At 58.2% G+C, this 14980-nt stretch carries 13 protein-coding genes; 4 read left to right on the top strand and 9 right to left on the bottom strand.

Annotation, left to right across the window (positions count from 1 at the left end):
* Nucleotides 1–177 precede the first annotated feature (177 nt).
* Nucleotides 178–1803 (bottom strand): long-chain-fatty-acid--CoA ligase, encoded by a 1626-nt coding sequence (locus AQ1_RS10365; protein ID WP_042087035.1) that lies wholly within the window; start codon nucleotides 1801–1803, stop codon nucleotides 178–180.
* 261 nt (nucleotides 1804–2064) lie between these two features.
* Here AQ1_RS10365 and AQ1_RS10370 point away from each other — a divergent pair, with 261 nt between their 5' ends.
* Nucleotides 2065–2697 (top strand): DUF1134 domain-containing protein, encoded by a 633-nt coding sequence (locus tag AQ1_RS10370; RefSeq protein ID WP_052371202.1) that lies wholly within the window; start codon nucleotides 2065–2067, stop codon nucleotides 2695–2697.
* On the opposite strand, the gene AQ1_RS10375 is transcribed toward AQ1_RS10370, so the two are convergent.
* The gene (locus AQ1_RS10375; protein WP_042087038.1) at nucleotides 2684–3454 is read right to left on the bottom strand and encodes an N-formylglutamate amidohydrolase; all 771 of its coding nucleotides are present in this window, start codon (nucleotides 3452–3454) and stop codon (nucleotides 2684–2686) included. The genes AQ1_RS10370 and AQ1_RS10375 overlap by 14 nt on opposite strands.
* A gap of 110 nt (nucleotides 3455–3564) precedes the next feature.
* Between AQ1_RS10375 and pyk the strand changes: the two genes are divergently transcribed.
* The gene (gene pyk / locus AQ1_RS10380; protein ID WP_042086980.1) at nucleotides 3565–5028 is read left to right on the top strand and encodes a pyruvate kinase; all 1464 of its coding nucleotides are present in this window, start codon (nucleotides 3565–3567) and stop codon (nucleotides 5026–5028) included.
* A gap of 16 nt (nucleotides 5029–5044) precedes the next feature.
* On the opposite strand, the gene AQ1_RS10385 is transcribed toward pyk, so the two are convergent.
* Both AQ1_RS10385 and AQ1_RS10390 read right to left on the bottom strand, forming a co-directional pair.
* Nucleotides 5045–5506, bottom strand: a complete 462-nt coding sequence (locus tag AQ1_RS10385) for a M67 family metallopeptidase (protein ID WP_052371204.1) — start codon at nucleotides 5504–5506, stop codon at nucleotides 5045–5047.
* Nucleotides 5503–5820, bottom strand: a complete 318-nt coding sequence (locus AQ1_RS10390) for a hypothetical protein (RefSeq protein WP_042086981.1) — start codon at nucleotides 5818–5820, stop codon at nucleotides 5503–5505. Before AQ1_RS10390 ends, AQ1_RS10385 begins: the two co-directional genes overlap by 4 nt.
* A gap of 23 nt (nucleotides 5821–5843) precedes the next feature.
* Between AQ1_RS10390 and AQ1_RS10395 the strand changes: the two genes are divergently transcribed.
* Nucleotides 5844–6881, top strand: coding sequence for an RluA family pseudouridine synthase (locus AQ1_RS10395; protein WP_042086982.1), 1038 nt, complete (start codon nucleotides 5844–5846; stop codon nucleotides 6879–6881).
* Between the two features lie 126 nt (nucleotides 6882–7007).
* Entirely contained in the window at nucleotides 7008–7916 is a 909-nt protein-coding gene (gene rpoH / locus AQ1_RS10400) for an RNA polymerase sigma factor RpoH (RefSeq protein ID WP_042086984.1), read from the top strand.
* Nucleotides 7917–7933: 17 nt separating this feature from the next.
* Here rpoH and AQ1_RS10405 read toward each other — a convergent pair whose 3' ends face one another.
* The 5 genes from AQ1_RS10405 to serA all read right to left on the bottom strand — a co-directional run bounded on the left by AQ1_RS10405 (nucleotide 7934) and on the right by serA (nucleotide 14940).
* Complete coding sequence (locus tag AQ1_RS10405; RefSeq protein ID WP_042086985.1) at nucleotides 7934–8464, bottom strand: hypothetical protein; 531 nt, start codon at nucleotides 8462–8464, stop codon at nucleotides 7934–7936.
* Nucleotides 8465–10627: a protein kinase family protein gene (locus AQ1_RS10410; protein ID WP_042086987.1), complete on the bottom strand. Its 2163-nt coding sequence runs from the start codon at nucleotides 10625–10627 to the stop codon at nucleotides 8465–8467.
* 115 nt (nucleotides 10628–10742) lie between these two features.
* On the bottom strand, nucleotides 10743–12032 hold the full coding sequence (locus AQ1_RS10415; RefSeq protein WP_042086988.1) for an adenylosuccinate synthase: 1290 nt from the start codon (nucleotides 12030–12032) through the stop codon (nucleotides 10743–10745).
* Between the two features lie 6 nt (nucleotides 12033–12038).
* Nucleotides 12039–13262 carry an ATP phosphoribosyltransferase regulatory subunit gene (locus AQ1_RS10420; protein WP_042086990.1) on the bottom strand — a complete coding sequence of 408 codons (1224 nt, stop codon included), beginning with the start codon at nucleotides 13260–13262 and terminating at the stop codon, nucleotides 12039–12041.
* A gap of 100 nt (nucleotides 13263–13362) precedes the next feature.
* The gene (gene serA, locus AQ1_RS10425) at nucleotides 13363–14940 is read right to left on the bottom strand and encodes a phosphoglycerate dehydrogenase (RefSeq protein WP_042086991.1); all 1578 of its coding nucleotides are present in this window, start codon (nucleotides 14938–14940) and stop codon (nucleotides 13363–13365) included.
* Nucleotides 14941–14980: the final 40 nt, after the last annotated feature.

Genomic DNA, 14980 nt, shown 5'->3' on the forward strand with positions numbered 1-14980 from the left:
ACGATCTCCCGCCCGCACCCATCATATCACAGCTCCAACACACAGGGATCCATCTTTGGAGGGCGGAGGGTGGGAAAGAATGGACCCCGGGTCAAGCCCGGGGTGACGATTTTTATTTGACGCCATCAACTTGCGCCGCGCCGGACGCTGGTCAGCAAACAAAGATGGACCGCAAAGCTAGCCCGGAAAGCGATAATCGCGGAATTGTTCACGCAGGGCCATTTTATGGATTTTGCCGGTGGCGGTATGGGGAATGCTATCGCGGCAGACCACATCATCGGGCATCCACCATTTCACCACCCGCCCGTGCAGATAGGCCAGCATGTCATCCTTGCTGATGCTTTTCCCCGGTTCGGGCACGATAATGAGCAAGGGGCGTTCATCCCATTTGGGATGCGCGATCCCGATCACCGCCGCTTCCCGCACATCCGGGTGGCCCACGGCAGCATTTTCAAGATCGATGGAGCTGATCCATTCCCCCCCCGATTTGATCACGTCTTTCGAGCGATCGGTGATCTGCATGAAGCCATAGGTATCGATTTGTGAGACATCGCCGGTATCGAAAAATCCATCCATATCAAGAATTTCGTCATCACGATTGAAATAGGCTTTGGCCGTCCACGGTCCGCGCACCTGCAAATGCCCCGATGCCTTGCCATCATGGGGCAGAATATGACCTTCAGAATCGACGATACGCATTTCAACGCCGAAAACAGCACGGCCCTGCTTGCACTGCACATCCATCCGGCCATCAAAATCGAGTTCGGCGGTCTGGGCATTATGGGTGCCCACGGTGCCCAATGGGCTTAATTCGGTCATCCCCCAGGCATGGCAGACCCGCACATCATAATCGCGCTCGAACGCTTCGATCATCGAACGCGGGGCCGCCGAGCCGCCGATGGTGACATTCTTGAGATATGGCAAGGATTTACCGCTGGCCCGCAGATAGGTGAGCAAAGCCAGCCACACGGTTGGCACCGCTGCGGTGACACTCACCCGTTCGCTATCCAGAAGGGTCCACATGGTTTCGGGATCATGATGGGGACCATTCAGCACCAGCTTTGCCCCCACCATCGCTGCCAGATAGGGCACGCCCCAGCTATTGGCATGAAACATCGGCACCACCGGCAAAACCGCATCCCGGGCGCTGACCCCCAGCGTATCGGTGGCAGCGGCGGCGAAGGTATGCAACAGATTCGACCGATGTGAATATAAAACACCTTTTGGATCGCCTGTCGTTCCGGATGTATAACAAAGACCGGCGGCGGTATTTTCATCCAGATCGGGCCATGAATAGGCCCCATCTTCATGGGCAATGAGATCTTCATAGCACAAAGGATTGGGAATTTTGGTGGCAGCGGGCATATGCGCCCGATCCGTCATGATGATGAAATGTTCGATGGATTGCAGCTGATCGAGCAGGGGTTCGATCAGCGGAATGAAGGTGAGATCGAGGCACAGCACCTTATCGCCGGCATGATTGGCGATATAGGTGATCTGTTCGGCAAAAAGGCGCGGATTGATGGTATGCGCCACCGCCCCCATGCCCGAGACCCCGAACCACAATTCCACATGCCGCCATGTGTTCCACGCCAGCGTGCCCACACGATCCCCAAGCCCAACACCTAGGCGCTGCATGGCCTGCGCCAATTTTTTTGATCGCAGATGCAATTCCCGGTAATTGGTGCGGTGAACCGGCCCTTCAACGGAATAGGTGACAATTTCCCGTTCGGGATGGGCCCGTGCGGCATGGTCGATCAATTTCGATTGCAAAAGCGGCCAATCCTGCATCAATCCTTGCATCATACTCCCCTTCTTGATCCATCAATTCTTGTGATCCTTGGGCCTGATTGTAGGCACTTGGCCAAAGGGCGCAATCGAAACACGCATGGCCTCCCACTGCTGTGAGGATGGGCTGTGAGGATGGGCTGTGAGGATAGGGCGAGGACAGCGTGATGTCTCGCATCCTGTCTCCGCCCAAGGATGCCAAACTTATGCCGCATCTTCCTGCAATCATGTTAGGGTCTGAAACCTTTTCCGCCCTTTTTATCCAAAGCGAATTTTATGCTGAAAGCTCACATGATGATCAAGACTGTTCCCGCATCTTTGCGGTGGGCCACGATCGGCCTGTTTTTTGCCCTTCTGTCGGCCTGCGCCTCGACAAGCAATGATGGGGCAACCCCAAGAACCGACCGAACCCAGCAAACCGATGATAACAGCTTTGATCAGCGCACGATTCTGGATGCCAGCAAAGATGTGTTCGGCGAAGGGGCCGAGGGCCTTGGTGGCATCATCGAAGCCATTTTCGCCGATCTGGGGCGGCCCAATGCCTATATCGCGGGCGAAGAAGCGGGGGGCGCCCTGATCGTGGGCCTGCGCTATGGCAATGGCACCTTGCATCACAAGATCGAAGGCGCCATGCCGGTGCACTGGACCGGGCCATCCATCGGCTTTGATGTGGGGGGCGATGCCGCCAAGGTGTTTACGCTGGTTTATAATCTTTATGATACCGCCGATATCTATCGCCGTTTTCCGCAGGTGGAAGGGCAATTCTACTTCATCGGCGGATTGGGGGTTTCCTATCATCAGCGCGGCGATGTGATCATTGCCCCCATCCGGCTGGGTGTGGGCCTGCGGGCGGGGGCCAATGTCGGCTCCTATAAAATCACCCGGGAAAGCACCCTCAATCCTTTTTAGGCAGAAGGGGGGCCCTTTTAAGCAAAAGCGGCCGCAAGGTCTGGGCCAGAATATCGGCCCAGTGCCTTTGGCCTTCAGCGTTGGCGATCAAATCCTGACGGATTTCGATGGTGGCCTGCATCAGGCCATGGCGTTCCCCATGGCGGTGCATGGTATAATAAAGCTCGGCCCCTGAATAAGGCTGGTTATCGCCCACATGAAGGCCCCAATCGCTGGCCAGTTTTGGCTGCATGGCCCGATAAAGGCGATTGTCGCCGGCATAAAGAAAGCCGATCTGCCACGGGCGCGGCTCCCCTTTCATCACCGGGGTAAAGCTGTGGAGGCCGATGACAATGGGCTGCTCACCCCGCGCCATCATGGCGGCCAGCTGATCTTCGGCGGCTTTGTGATAGGGGTGAAACCAGCGATCGAGGCGGGCGACGCGGGCCGCTTCATCAAGGGCCGTATTGCCGGGAATGGGAATGCCATCGCTGATCGGGGGGCAGGGATCCTGGGTTTCGGGATCGCGATTGAGATCCACCACAAGGCGCGAAACCGGGGCCAGAAGAGCCGGTGCATCAAGGAGATCAGCAAGCAAAAGGCTGACCTCTGCCGCCCCGATATCCACCGCGATATGCGTGGAGAGCACCGCGCGATCAAGACCAAGCCCCTCATAATCATCAGGGATATGGGCACTGGCATGATCGCATAAAATCAGCACGCCGCCCCGGCCTTCGGACCGATACATGCGCGGAGCCTCACTCTTTTCATCCATCATCGCAAAAATGTGCATCCGATTGTAAAGATTATTGCTGGACCTTTCCGGTCTGATCGGTAAGCCTATCGGTCTTCAGTCTTTCCTGTCCACTCACCGAAGCGCGAGACCCCATGTCATCGAGCCATTCCCCTACCGAAAACAGAAGCCTTCGCCGCACGCGAATCATTGCAACCGTTGGTCCTGCCTCATCAAGCGCCGAAATGCTGGAAAAGCTCTGGCACACGGGCGTTGATGTGTTCCGCCTGAATATGAGCCATGGCGATCATGCCGACAAGGCCGATATTGTGGCGCGAATCCGGGCAATCGAGAAAAAAATCAAGCGACCCATCGCGATCATGGCCGATCTGCAGGGCCCCAAATTGCGCATCGCCACCTTTGCCGAAGGCTCGATCCTGCTCAAGAAAGGACAGCGTTTCACCCTTGATCTGGTTGATGAACCGGGCGATGGCAAACGGGTTTATCTGCCCCATGCCGAAATCATCGAGGTTTTAGAGCCGGGCATGCAGGTGCTTTTGGATGATGGCAAAATCAGGCTCGAGGTGATCGAGCGCCGCGATCAGGCCATCGTCACCCGGGTGCAGGTGGGCGGCACGCTTTCCAATCGCAAGGGCGTGAATGTGCCCGATGCCGTTTTGCCCATGGCGGCGCTGACGCCGAAGGATCTGCGCGATCTGGATTTTGCCCTTGATCAGAATGTGGATTGGGTGGCGCTTTCCTTTGTGCAGCGCCCCGAAGATGTGGCCGAAGCGAAAAAGATCGTGGCCGGGCGCGCCGGTGTTTTGGCCAAGATCGAAAAGCCCAGCGCTGTGGACCGGATCGAAGCCATCGTTGAACTGGCCGATGCGGTGATGGTGGCACGCGGCGATCTGGGCGTGGAATTGCCGGTTGAGGATGTGCCCGGGGCCCAGCGCAAGATCATCCGCGCTGCCCGCGAAATGGGCAAGCCCGTGGTGGTGGCCACCCAGATGCTGGAATCGATGATCAAATCCCCGGTGCCCACCCGCGCCGAAGTCTCGGATGTGGCCAATGCCGTGCATGATGGGGCGGATGCCATCATGCTGTCGGCGGAATCGGCGGTGGGGGATTATCCCATCGAAGCGGTGACCGTGATGGCCAAAGTCGCGGTGAAAGAAGAAGGGGATCGCGGCAAGAACCGCCCACTGGCCAATGTGTTCACGCCCCATGCCACCGCAGAAGATGCCATTTCCGCCGCCGCCCGGCAGGTGAGCGAAACGGTGGGAGCGAAAGCCATCGTCACCTTCACCTCATCAGGGGCAACGGCTCTGCGCGCCGCCCGCGAGCGGCCTTCCGTGCCGATCATGGCGCTGACCCCCAATGAACGGGTGGCCCGCAGGCTGTGCATCGTGTGGGGATTATTTGCCGTGAAAACCCGCGATGTCGATAGTTTCGAGGAAATGTATCAAAAGGCCAAGCGCATGGCTCTGCGCTATAAATTCGTCAGCGGCGGGGATCGCATTGCCATCACCGCAGGTGTGCCTTTTGGAACCCCCGGGGCCACCAATGTGCTGCATCTGGCCTGGATTTCCGGGGATGAGCTTAAGGGCTGGGAATGATCCCCGGTTTTTGCGCTTAATCTGAATTGCCATCAATCAGGCTGATCTCCACCGGCTCGAAAGACCCACCGGGCCGGTGAAGCCAGGCGGTGGTCACGCACGCGGCCTGCCCCATGGCCGCAGCCACCCCCGCCTTTTTCGCCGGATTTGACGAGAGGGCCGTGATCAGCCAGATCCAGCCGGGATAGATGGCAGCGGCCAGATCGGTGGATGATGGCCGGGCCAGCCCGCCCGGATGGGAATGATAAATCCCAATGATCTGTTCATCCCGCCCCCTGAGGTCACGCTGCCAGCGCAGGTGCACCCCGGCATCCAGCTCGAACCGGTTGGGCTCTACCGCCTTATTGGCTGAGGCCACCGCCCTTGTGACCCTGCGCCCCACCCCGATCAACAGGCCGCAACATTCCGCCGGGGCGGCGGCACGGGCGGCATCCTCGATCTGCGCCAGAAGATGCGAGCCAAGCTGAAGGTGGTTCATAACCAGCCGGGATTGCCGCCATCCCATGGCCGTGCGACTTCCCCCGCTTGGGAAGATGACCAATGGGCCGCGCGGGGGCTTTCCCCATCCCCCATCATCTTGTAAAGAATGGCGGCCAGCAAACCCACAAACCCAAGGGCTGTGATGATTGAAACCACCAGCATGATTTTAAGGGCGCGCCGATTGCGCCGCTGATGATCGGATAAGCTGGCGTCCTGGCGATCAACGTCTCTTTGGGCGACAGTTTGGCCGACAGTTTGGGAGACTGGGGGATGGACTGTGCCCCCGATCTGATTCTTTTCGTTTTTTTGCATTTTAAAGCCCCATCAGGATTGCCATGTCACGCCCCCCTCCGCCCCCGGACTTTCTTGAGGATGAAGCAGACAGCGCCGACACCCGCTTCATCGGGATGGCCGATGCGCAATCGGCACCGGATCGCCTTGATCGCTGGCTGACCGCGCATGTGGCCGAACTCACCCGTTCGCGGATCAAGGGGCTGATCGAAAGCGGGGCCGTCACCTTGAACGGGCAGACGATACTGAACCCTTCGGCCAGCGTCAAACCGCAAGATCGGATCAGCCTCGATCTTCCGCAGCCCGAAGCCGCTACACCGCAGCCGCAAAATATCCCCCTTGATATCGTTTATGAAGATCAGGCCCTGATCGTGATCAACAAGCCCGTGGGCATGGTGGTGCACCCCGCCCCCGGGGCGCCCGATGGCACCCTTGTGAATGCCCTGCTCTATCATTGCGCCGATAGCCTTTCGGGCATTGGCGGGGTGCGCCGCCCCGGCATCGTGCACCGCATCGACAAGGATACCAGCGGCCTTCTGGTGGTCGCCAAAACCGATCAGGCCCATCAGGGACTGGCCGCACAATTTGCCGCCCATGATGTGGAACGGCGCTATATCGCCTTCACCCGGGGCCATCCCCCGGCCCAAGCAGGGCGCATCGAGGGGGCCATTGGCCGCCATCCGGTCAATCGCAAGAAAATGGCTGTGGTGGACCGGGGCGGCAAACACGCCATCACCCATTATCAGATGCTGGCGGCATGGTGGGTGGCCGGGGGATCGCCTTTTGCCGCCAAAGTGGAATGCCGCCTTGAAACCGGGCGCACCCATCAGGTGCGGGTGCATATGGCCCATATCGGCACCGCCCTGATCGGGGATGCGCTTTATGGCCGCAGCCTGCGCCCGCCTGCCCGCACCCCTCCCCTGCTGACCCAGGCGATCAGCAGCTTCAAACGTCAGGCCCTGCACGCCGCCGATCTGGGATTCATTCATCCCGAAAGCGGCCAATTCTTGAAATTCAGCAGCCCTTTGCCATATGATATGGACAATCTTGAACGTCTTTTGGAACGTTTTGGCAGCGCCTGACGTTTTTCCAGTGTATAAGAAATCGACAGTTGAGCGGATAAAACAGAACCGGGCCCATCCGGCTGTTATCAACAGGTGACTGCGGCAAAAGCTGCGAAGGATCGCTTGTCAAGATCAGGAGACCACATGATGGCCGACATCAATCTTCCCAGCCTTTCCCCCGAAGGCAGCCTGACGCGCTATTTGCAGGAAATTCGCAAATTTCCCATGCTTCAGCCCGATGAGGAATATATGCTGGCCAAAGCCTGGGCCGAGCATGAAGATTCCGAAGCCGCCCATCGGATGGTGACCAGCCATCTGCGCCTTGTGGCCAAGATCGCCATGGGCTATCGCGGCTATGGCCTGCCGGTGGCCGAGCTGATTTCTGAAGGCAATGTGGGGATGATGCAGGCGGTAAAGCGCTTTGATCCCGATAAAGGTTTTCGTTTGGCCACCTATGCCATGTGGTGGATCCGGGCGGCCATTCAGGAATATATTCTGCGCTCATGGTCTTTGGTCAAGATCGGGACCACCGCCGCCCAGAAAAAGCTGTTTTTCAATCTGCGCCGGATGAAGGGGCAGATTCAGGCCATGGATGAAGGGGATATGCGCCCCGAACAGGTGGAGCATATCGCCACCAAGCTTGGGGTCACCCATGATGAGGTGATTTCGATGAACCGCCGCATGTCGGCAGGCGATCATTCCCTCAATGCCCCCATGCGCGCCGATGGCGATGGCGAATGGCAGGATTGGCTGGTAGATGATACCCCCGATCAGGAAAGCCGCTATGCCGAAAGCGAAGAGCTTGATGATCGCCGGCTCATGCTGCTGGAATCGATGAAAAGCCTGAATGAGCGGGAACGTCATATCCTCACCGAGCGGCGGCTGAAAGATGATCCGATGACCTTGGAAGATTTATCGAAGGTTTATGATATCAGCCGCGAGCGCGTGCGCCAGATCGAGGTGCGCGCCTTTGAAAAGCTGCAAAAGGCCATGCGCAATGCTGCCTTGAAGCAATATGGCACCGCCGAGATCGATCATCAGCCTGTGGCCTGAACAAGGGTCATGACCCCCTAAGGATCGGCGGGGCGTTCTTCCAAAGAGGAGACGCCCTCCCCCCATTCCCTGATCATGGCTGTGCGCTGTTCGCCCAAGCGTTCCGCATGGCCCTGATTAAGATAGTGCTGGATGCCTGCGGTGATGACCGGGCAAACCCATAAAAGCGCGGCCCCCGCCCCCGCAGCCCCCAGCATCACCGTCCAGGCCATCAGGTCCGTGAGAATCTCCATCAGCAAGACGAAGCTGGGGCCCGCTTCCCACATTTTTACCAGATAGGGCAAAACCCCCGAAAGATTGAACGCAAACATGGCATTGAGCCTGATCCCCCGCTCGGGCGTCACATCCGCCAAAAGCAGCACCAATGTGGGCAACAGGCCGATGATCAGCAAAGCCGCAATCGGTGGGGCCGTGAACAGCATCCCGGCAAAAGCCATATAAGCAATGAGCCGCCCGCCGCCGCCATAGCGTTTGCCGCCCGCCCCCCGGGCCGAGGCTTTTTTTGCCCCTGTTTTGGTTTTTTTGGGTGATGTCGGTTTTTTGGCCATTTATTGCGCCTGCAATGATAAAATGCTGATAGTGATCAAAACCACCAGCCAGCCCAGCGCCGATGCCGCCCGAAAACCAGCCAGACGAGCCCCTTTATCCGATGGCTTCACCCCACGCCGCAGGCGCTTCATCGCCTGCTCCAGATGAAAAACCTTGTTTTTCGCTTCTGAAAAGCCGCGATAATCCACCATTTTCAAATGCGCCAGATCAATGATCGCGGTGAGCCTGCCCAAATCGCCGGTTTTGGCCAGTTCATCCAAGCGCTCTGTCACCATGCGGCGGCGGGTGCGGCTTTTCAGGGTGTTCGCCAATGGTTTCAGGCTTTTCACCAGATGTTCGCTGAGATTGACCAGCAATCCCGCCTTCAGCTTGCTTTGCAAAAAGGCCAGAAGATCCGCCACCGCCGCCATCAATTGCACGGGATCCCGGCGGCTGATATCAAGGCGGCGCACATAGCGTTCGGCCTGTTCGGTATGGGCGCAGAAATAGGCCAGAACATGCTCATCCAGCAAAGGCGATAGCTCGGAGCTGTTTTTCGCCACATGATCAAGAACCATCAGCAACCGCCTAGGCGAGGTGATCCAATAATCCTTCAAGCGCGGGCTTAGGCATTGCAGGCTGGGGTTCATCTTATATAAAATGCACAAAAGCCCCATCCGGCCTTTATTCCGGCGCATCATATCCACCGCCTGCCTCAATTCGATCTGCAAAGCATTGGCGGCGGGATTGCGATCAAGGGTGATTTCAACGATAGCTGGCAGCACATTATTATCGAAAATATGCGAAACGATGGCTTGGCGGGTTTCATCTTCGGCATGAAAGGCATCGACCATTGCCGGCCCGATTCCATCGAGACAAACCGACATGCCGCGATAGCGCATGGGCCCCATGGGATCGAGATAGGCACAGGCCCGCGCCACCAAAGCATGATCCCCATGCCGCCCGCTCGATAGATCGCCTTCCCGCCGAACATCGATCAGCTTTTCAAATTTTTCGCTGAAAAGCTCGGTGGTGATCATATTTTGCGCCCAGGACACAAAATCGATCTGTCGCAAAAAAATCGCGGCATCCAGGGGATTGCGGGCGAAATCGCGGGCGAGAAGCCGCCGATCAGAATAGCTTATCCGGCGAAAAGTGACCGGCCGTGCAAAGGTCCATAGCACATTCACCGAGCGACGATTGGGCATCGTCGATTCCGCCCAGGCCCGCACTTCTTTCAGGGTCCAGCGTTCTTCCTGATCATCATTGAGCAGGCCGCGCAAAAGATTGCCAATGACCCCGGGCACCTCTACCCCTGCGGCATGGGCCCAGAACGATCCCTGTCCCATGCGGGCCGCAAACATCTTGTCCTGATCCTTCACCGCATCCGGCAAACGCCCGATATGGCACGATAATAATGTTGCCCCCAAGGCATAAAGATCGCAGTGCAGGCTGCCCTCGCCCCGCCCCAGGCTATCTGCCGATGATCGCTCCAGCGGCTCGAAATGCGTGGGCTGCGCCGCCGCCGGGGGGGCGCTGAAACATTCCCCCAAAACCACATCTTCAAGCCCGGAACTGGTGAAAAAGATATTATCGGGGCGAATGGCGCGATGGGGGATGCCTCGGGCGTGCAGGGCCGATAGCGCCTGAATGAGCGAGGGAATGACATATTTGCGCAAATGATGGCCACTGATGACATTCTTGGCCGCCACTTCGCTCAAAGATGGCCCGGTGGGGGCCTGCACCATGATCACCAGACGTTCAGGCCCTTTGGGAACCGGACGCATGATCTGTTTGCGCACCGGATTGAGAAGACTGGTGGTAGGTGCTTTCAAAAGAGCATCCAGCACGTCGCCCCGATGGGTGGTGCCGGGCCGCATGATCAGGGCATAAAAGCTGGCCGCATGATCCTTGATATCGGTAACTGAATAGGCATCGGCGCAGGGGCTGCTGAGCCAGGCCAAAGGCCGATCGAGATTGATTTTATAACGACCATCCAAAAGGGTGGCGGCAGATGATCCCTGCCCATCCCCGCCGGCCTGATCCTGTGCCGTTTCGCCAGCCTTTTCATCTGGCGTATCCTCTGCTGATCGAGGGGCTTTGGCCCCGCTTTCAACCGAAGCTTTCCCGGCGGATGGGCCCGGGATTTTATCTTTTCTGATTTGCAGATTTGCTTCGGCCATGGGGCTTTATTCACCAGGATCATCATTTAATCCCGATTTAAACTCAATGGCCCTTAAATACGCGTTAACCTGCGCTGATTTTACGAGGGAAACGGTCCCCCTTCGATAAGGCCTTTTATTGGAAGGGATCGCGCATCAGGATCGTATCATCACGCTCGGGGCTTGTGGACAGCATGGCCACCGGAGCGCCGATCAGTTCCTCGATCCGCCGGGCATATTTCACTGCTGTGGCGGGCAGATCGCCCCAGCTCCGCGCCCCTTCGGTGCTTTCCGACCAGCCTTCAAGGGATTCATAAACCGGCTCCACGGCCGCCTGACCTTCCATATCGGAGGGCAGATAATCGAGCCTCTTTCCATTCAGCTGATAGCCGATGCAGATTTTCACTTCATCCAGACCATCGAGCACATCGAGCTTGGTCAGGGCAATGCCATCGATGCCACCGATCTGCACCGCCTGACGCACGAGCACCGCATCAAACCAGCCACAGCGGCGCGATCGCCCGGTGACCGTGCCGAATTCGCGGCCCCGTTCGCCCAATCGGCGGCCCACATCATCGGATAATTCCGTGGGAAAAGGCCCCGATCCCACGCGGGTGGTATAGGCCTTGGTGATCCCCAAAACATAATCGAGGCTGCCCGGCCCCACACCGGCACCACCTGCGGCTTGCCCCGCCACGGTATTGGATGAGGTGACAAAGGGATAAGTGCCATGATCCACATCGAGCATCTGGCCTTGTGCCCCTTCAAACAAAATGCGCTTTCCTGCCGCCCGGGCCTCGGCCAAGGTGCGCCACACCGGCGCCAGATAGGGCAGAATTTCCCCCGCAATGGCCATCAGATCATCGGCGAGGGCGGCTTTATCGATGCCTTCGGCCCCCAATCCGGCGCGCAGGGCATTATGATGGGTGAGCAGGCCATCGAGGCGGGTTTCCACCGCCTTGCGATCCGCCAGATCGCACATCCGCAAAGCCCGGCGGCCCACTTTATCTTCATAGGCTGGGCCAATGCCGCGCCTTGTGGTGCCGATCTTCACGCCCGATGTTGCATCTTCGCGCAGGGCATCAAGCTCGCGATGAAAGGGCAGGATGAGGGTGGCGTTTTCCGCGATTTTGAGATTATCGGGCGAAATCTCCACACCCTGCCCGCGCAGGCGCGCCATTTCATCCCTAAGCGCCCAGGGATCGATCACCACCCCATTGCCGATCACCGAGATTTTTCCCGAACGCACGATACCACTGGGCAGCAAAGATAATTTATAGACGACCCCATTGATGACCAGCGTATGGCCGGCATTATGGCCCCCTTGAAAACGCACCACCACATCGGCGCGTTCGCTCAGCCAATCAACGATCTTGCCTTTTCCTTCATCGCCCCATTGCGAACCCGTCACCACGACATTGGCCATCGTCCGTTACTCCTCACTCAGTGGCGTGCGATCATCAAGAGACCGGGCCAATCCGTTTTCATAGACATGCGAGCAGCCTTCAAGGCCAGCCTGCACAATGATATCATCCACCGGCTCCAAACCCTGCACCGTTCGCCAACCCACGACCCGCAGGCGCTGGGCATCAGCCATTTCGGTTCCGAAAGGAAGGTAGATGCGCGGCTTTTCCGTTGGTTCCGGCACCGCCCGCAACAGGCTATCGAGATACATGGAAAAGCCCACGGCGCTTTCCTCGCGGCCATCGGGGGCGATCACCTCATAACGGCCGCCACGGCCCAGTTCGCCCGAGACATGCGCGGCAAAAAAAGCAAAGCCCACCCCGGTTTGAAATTCAAAGCCCCGGCTTTCACCGGGATCGATGGTCACCGCCAGATCATCGATGCGATCAGAAACGGCCCGGGCCAGATCACCCAGATTATCGCGGATCACCGCCGCCTCGCCGATCAGCGGCAAGGCATCGAGGCGATCAAGGGCCTCGACCGCTGATCCCGCCACCGCCATCAGATCGGTGAGAAGGCCGCGCGCTTCATCACCGAAATCGGCCAGAGCCCCTGCATCTTTTGCATCCAGCGCCCGGCGGGCTTCATGGGCAGCAGCATCATCGAGCCCCAATTGCTGGGCAATCGCCGACACCAAGGTGGGGGAAACCAGATCGACCGAAAGCCCGGCAATCCCCAGATCGCGCAAAGCCAGAGTGGCCAGCGCGATGATTTCAAGATCGGCGTTAAGGCTGCGAGAGCCGATCAATTCCACCCCCGCCTGCCGAAATTGACGCGCCGGACGCAATTGGGTGCCCTTCACCCGTAAAACATGGCCCGCATAAGACAGGCGCAAGGGCCGCCCCCATGCCCCCATTCGGGCGGTGGCAATGCGCGCCACCTGCAAGGTCATATCCGAGCGCACGGCCATCATTTTCTGGCTCACCGGATCGAGCAGCCGAAACATGGATTGCGCCCGTTCGGCCATCCGCTCTTGCGCATGATCGGGGAAATGGGCGCGCTGATCAGCGGAGGACGCCAAAAGGCTGTCTTCAAATTCAACCAAAGGCGGGGCAACCCGTCGATAGCCATGCTGGGCTGCCACCGCCATCAGCCGATCCACCATCTGCGCTTCATATTCCGCCCAGGGCGGCAGATCATCGCGCAAGCCTTCGGGCAACAAGGCGCGTGGGGCTCGGTTGGGCGCAGTCATGATGATCCACTCTCCATTGATCAGAATTGATCAGAACAGCTCAGGCCATTGATCAGAACAGCCCAGGCCATTGATCAGAACAGCTCAGGCGCGCTTGCCTTTAAAAGCGAAGACACGTCGCCTGCTGGACATAATCCAGTGCAAGCACCGCGTCGAGCATCTCTTTGGAAATTTCCTGATCCACGGCAATCAAAGCGACTGCGTAACCGCCCTTTTGTGATCGGCCAAGATTGAAGGTGGCAATATTGAGATCATATTTGCCCAAAGTGGCCCCCAGCGCCCCCACAAAGCCGGGACGATCATCATTGATGATATAAAGCATATGATCGGAAAGCTCGGCTTCGAGCGACACCCCATGCACCTCAACGATCCGCGGCGCCCGATTCGAAAACAGGGTCCCGGCAACGGTCCGGGTCTGAGCATCGGTGGTCACGGTCAGGCGAATCAGGGTGTGATAATCGCCTTCACGTTCATGCACCACTTCCGATACATCGATATCGCGTTCCCGCGCAATCACCGGCGCATTGACCATATTCACCGATTCCAGAATGGGCTTTAAAAGCCCTTCCAGCACCACCGCTGTTAAGGGGCGGGTATTGAGGCCTGCCACATGGCCTTCATATTCGATGGTCACTTTGGTCACGCCATTGCGGGTGAGCTGCCCGGCAAAGCCACCAATCTGCCGCGCCAAAGCCATATAGGGCTGAAGCCGGGGGGCTTCTTCGGCAGTCATCGAAGGCATATTAAGGGCATTGGTCACCCCACCGGTGAGGAGATAATCTGCCATCTGTTCCGCCACCTGAATGGCCACATTCACCTGCGCTTCGGTGGTGGAAGCCCCCAGATGCGGGGTTGCGATCAGATTGGGGGTGCCAAAAAGCGGATTATCGGTGGCTGGTTCCTGGGCAAAGACATCCAAGGCTGCCCCGGCGATATGGCCGCTTTCCAGAGCTTTTTTCAGCGCCACTTCATCGATCAGCCCGCCCCGGGCGCAATTGATGATCCGCGCCCCTTTTTTCATCAGGCCCAAAGCCCGTTCATCGATGATATTGCGGGTTTTATCGGTGAGCGGCGTGTGGAGCGTGATGAAATCGGCGCGCTTGAGCACCTCATCCAATTCGAGCTTGGTGACGCCCATTTCCTTGGCCCGCTCGGCTGAAAGATAGGGATCAAAGGCCAGCACCCGCATTTTCAGGCCCTGGGCGCGATCGGCAACGATGGAACCGATATTGCCGCAGCCCACGATGCCAAGGGATTTCCCGGCGAGCTCCACCCCCATGAAGCCCGATTTTTCCCATTTTCCGGCATGGGTCGAGGCATTGGCATCGGGGATCTGCCGGGCCAGCGAAAACATCATCGCAATGGCATGTTCGGCGGTGGTGATGGAATTGCCAAAGGGCGTGTTCATCACCACGATGCCATGATTGGTGGCGGCCGCCAGATCGATATTATCGATCCCGATCCCGGCCCGGCCGATGACCTTCAGATTGCCGGCGGCTTCCAGAAGCTTTGCCGTGGCTTTGGTGGATGAGCGCACGGCAAGGCCATCATAGTGCCCGATGATCGCGGCCAATTCATCCTTATCCAGACCGGGCTTTTCATCAACTTCAACCCCACGCTCACGGAAAATCTCCGCCGCGCGAGGGCTCATTTTATCGGCAATCAAAACTTTAGGCATAGGTTCATCCTTTATAGGCGGCTGCCATGGGGGCGCCACA

Origin of the sequence: Iodidimonas nitroreducens (genome assembly GCA_000710935.1) — a bacterium.
GTDB classification, from domain to species: domain Bacteria; phylum Pseudomonadota; class Alphaproteobacteria; order Sphingomonadales; family Rhodothalassiaceae; genus Iodidimonas; species Iodidimonas nitroreducens.

What these genes read in the sequence shown, in the direction of transcription:
- AQ1_RS10365 (WP_042087035.1), bottom strand. Translation starts at nt 1,803, where the DNA reads ATGCAAGGATTGATGCAGGATTGGCCGCTTTTGCAATCGAAATTGATC.
- AQ1_RS10370 (WP_052371202.1), top strand. Translation starts at nt 2,065, where the DNA reads ATGCTGAAAGCTCACATGATGATCAAGACTGTTCCCGCATCTTTGCGG.
- AQ1_RS10375 (WP_042087038.1), bottom strand. Translation starts at nt 3,454, where the DNA reads ATGATGGATGAAAAGAGTGAGGCTCCGCGCATGTATCGGTCCGAAGGC.
- pyk (WP_042086980.1), top strand. Translation starts at nt 3,565, where the DNA reads ATGTCATCGAGCCATTCCCCTACCGAAAACAGAAGCCTTCGCCGCACG.
- AQ1_RS10385 (WP_052371204.1), bottom strand. Translation starts at nt 5,506, where the DNA reads ATGAACCACCTTCAGCTTGGCTCGCATCTTCTGGCGCAGATCGAGGAT.
- AQ1_RS10390 (WP_042086981.1), bottom strand. Translation starts at nt 5,820, where the DNA reads ATGCAAAAAAACGAAAAGAATCAGATCGGGGGCACAGTCCATCCCCCA.
- AQ1_RS10395 (WP_042086982.1), top strand. Translation starts at nt 5,844, where the DNA reads ATGTCACGCCCCCCTCCGCCCCCGGACTTTCTTGAGGATGAAGCAGAC.
- rpoH (WP_042086984.1), top strand. Translation starts at nt 7,008, where the DNA reads ATGATGGCCGACATCAATCTTCCCAGCCTTTCCCCCGAAGGCAGCCTG.
- AQ1_RS10405 (WP_042086985.1), bottom strand. Translation starts at nt 8,464, where the DNA reads ATGGCCAAAAAACCGACATCACCCAAAAAAACCAAAACAGGGGCAAAA.
- AQ1_RS10410 (WP_042086987.1), bottom strand. Translation starts at nt 10,627, where the DNA reads ATGGCCGAAGCAAATCTGCAAATCAGAAAAGATAAAATCCCGGGCCCA.
- AQ1_RS10415 (WP_042086988.1), bottom strand. Translation starts at nt 12,032, where the DNA reads ATGGCCAATGTCGTGGTGACGGGTTCGCAATGGGGCGATGAAGGAAAA.
- AQ1_RS10420 (WP_042086990.1), bottom strand. Translation starts at nt 13,262, where the DNA reads ATGACTGCGCCCAACCGAGCCCCACGCGCCTTGTTGCCCGAAGGCTTG.
- serA (WP_042086991.1), bottom strand. Translation starts at nt 14,940, where the DNA reads ATGCCTAAAGTTTTGATTGCCGATAAAATGAGCCCTCGCGCGGCGGAG.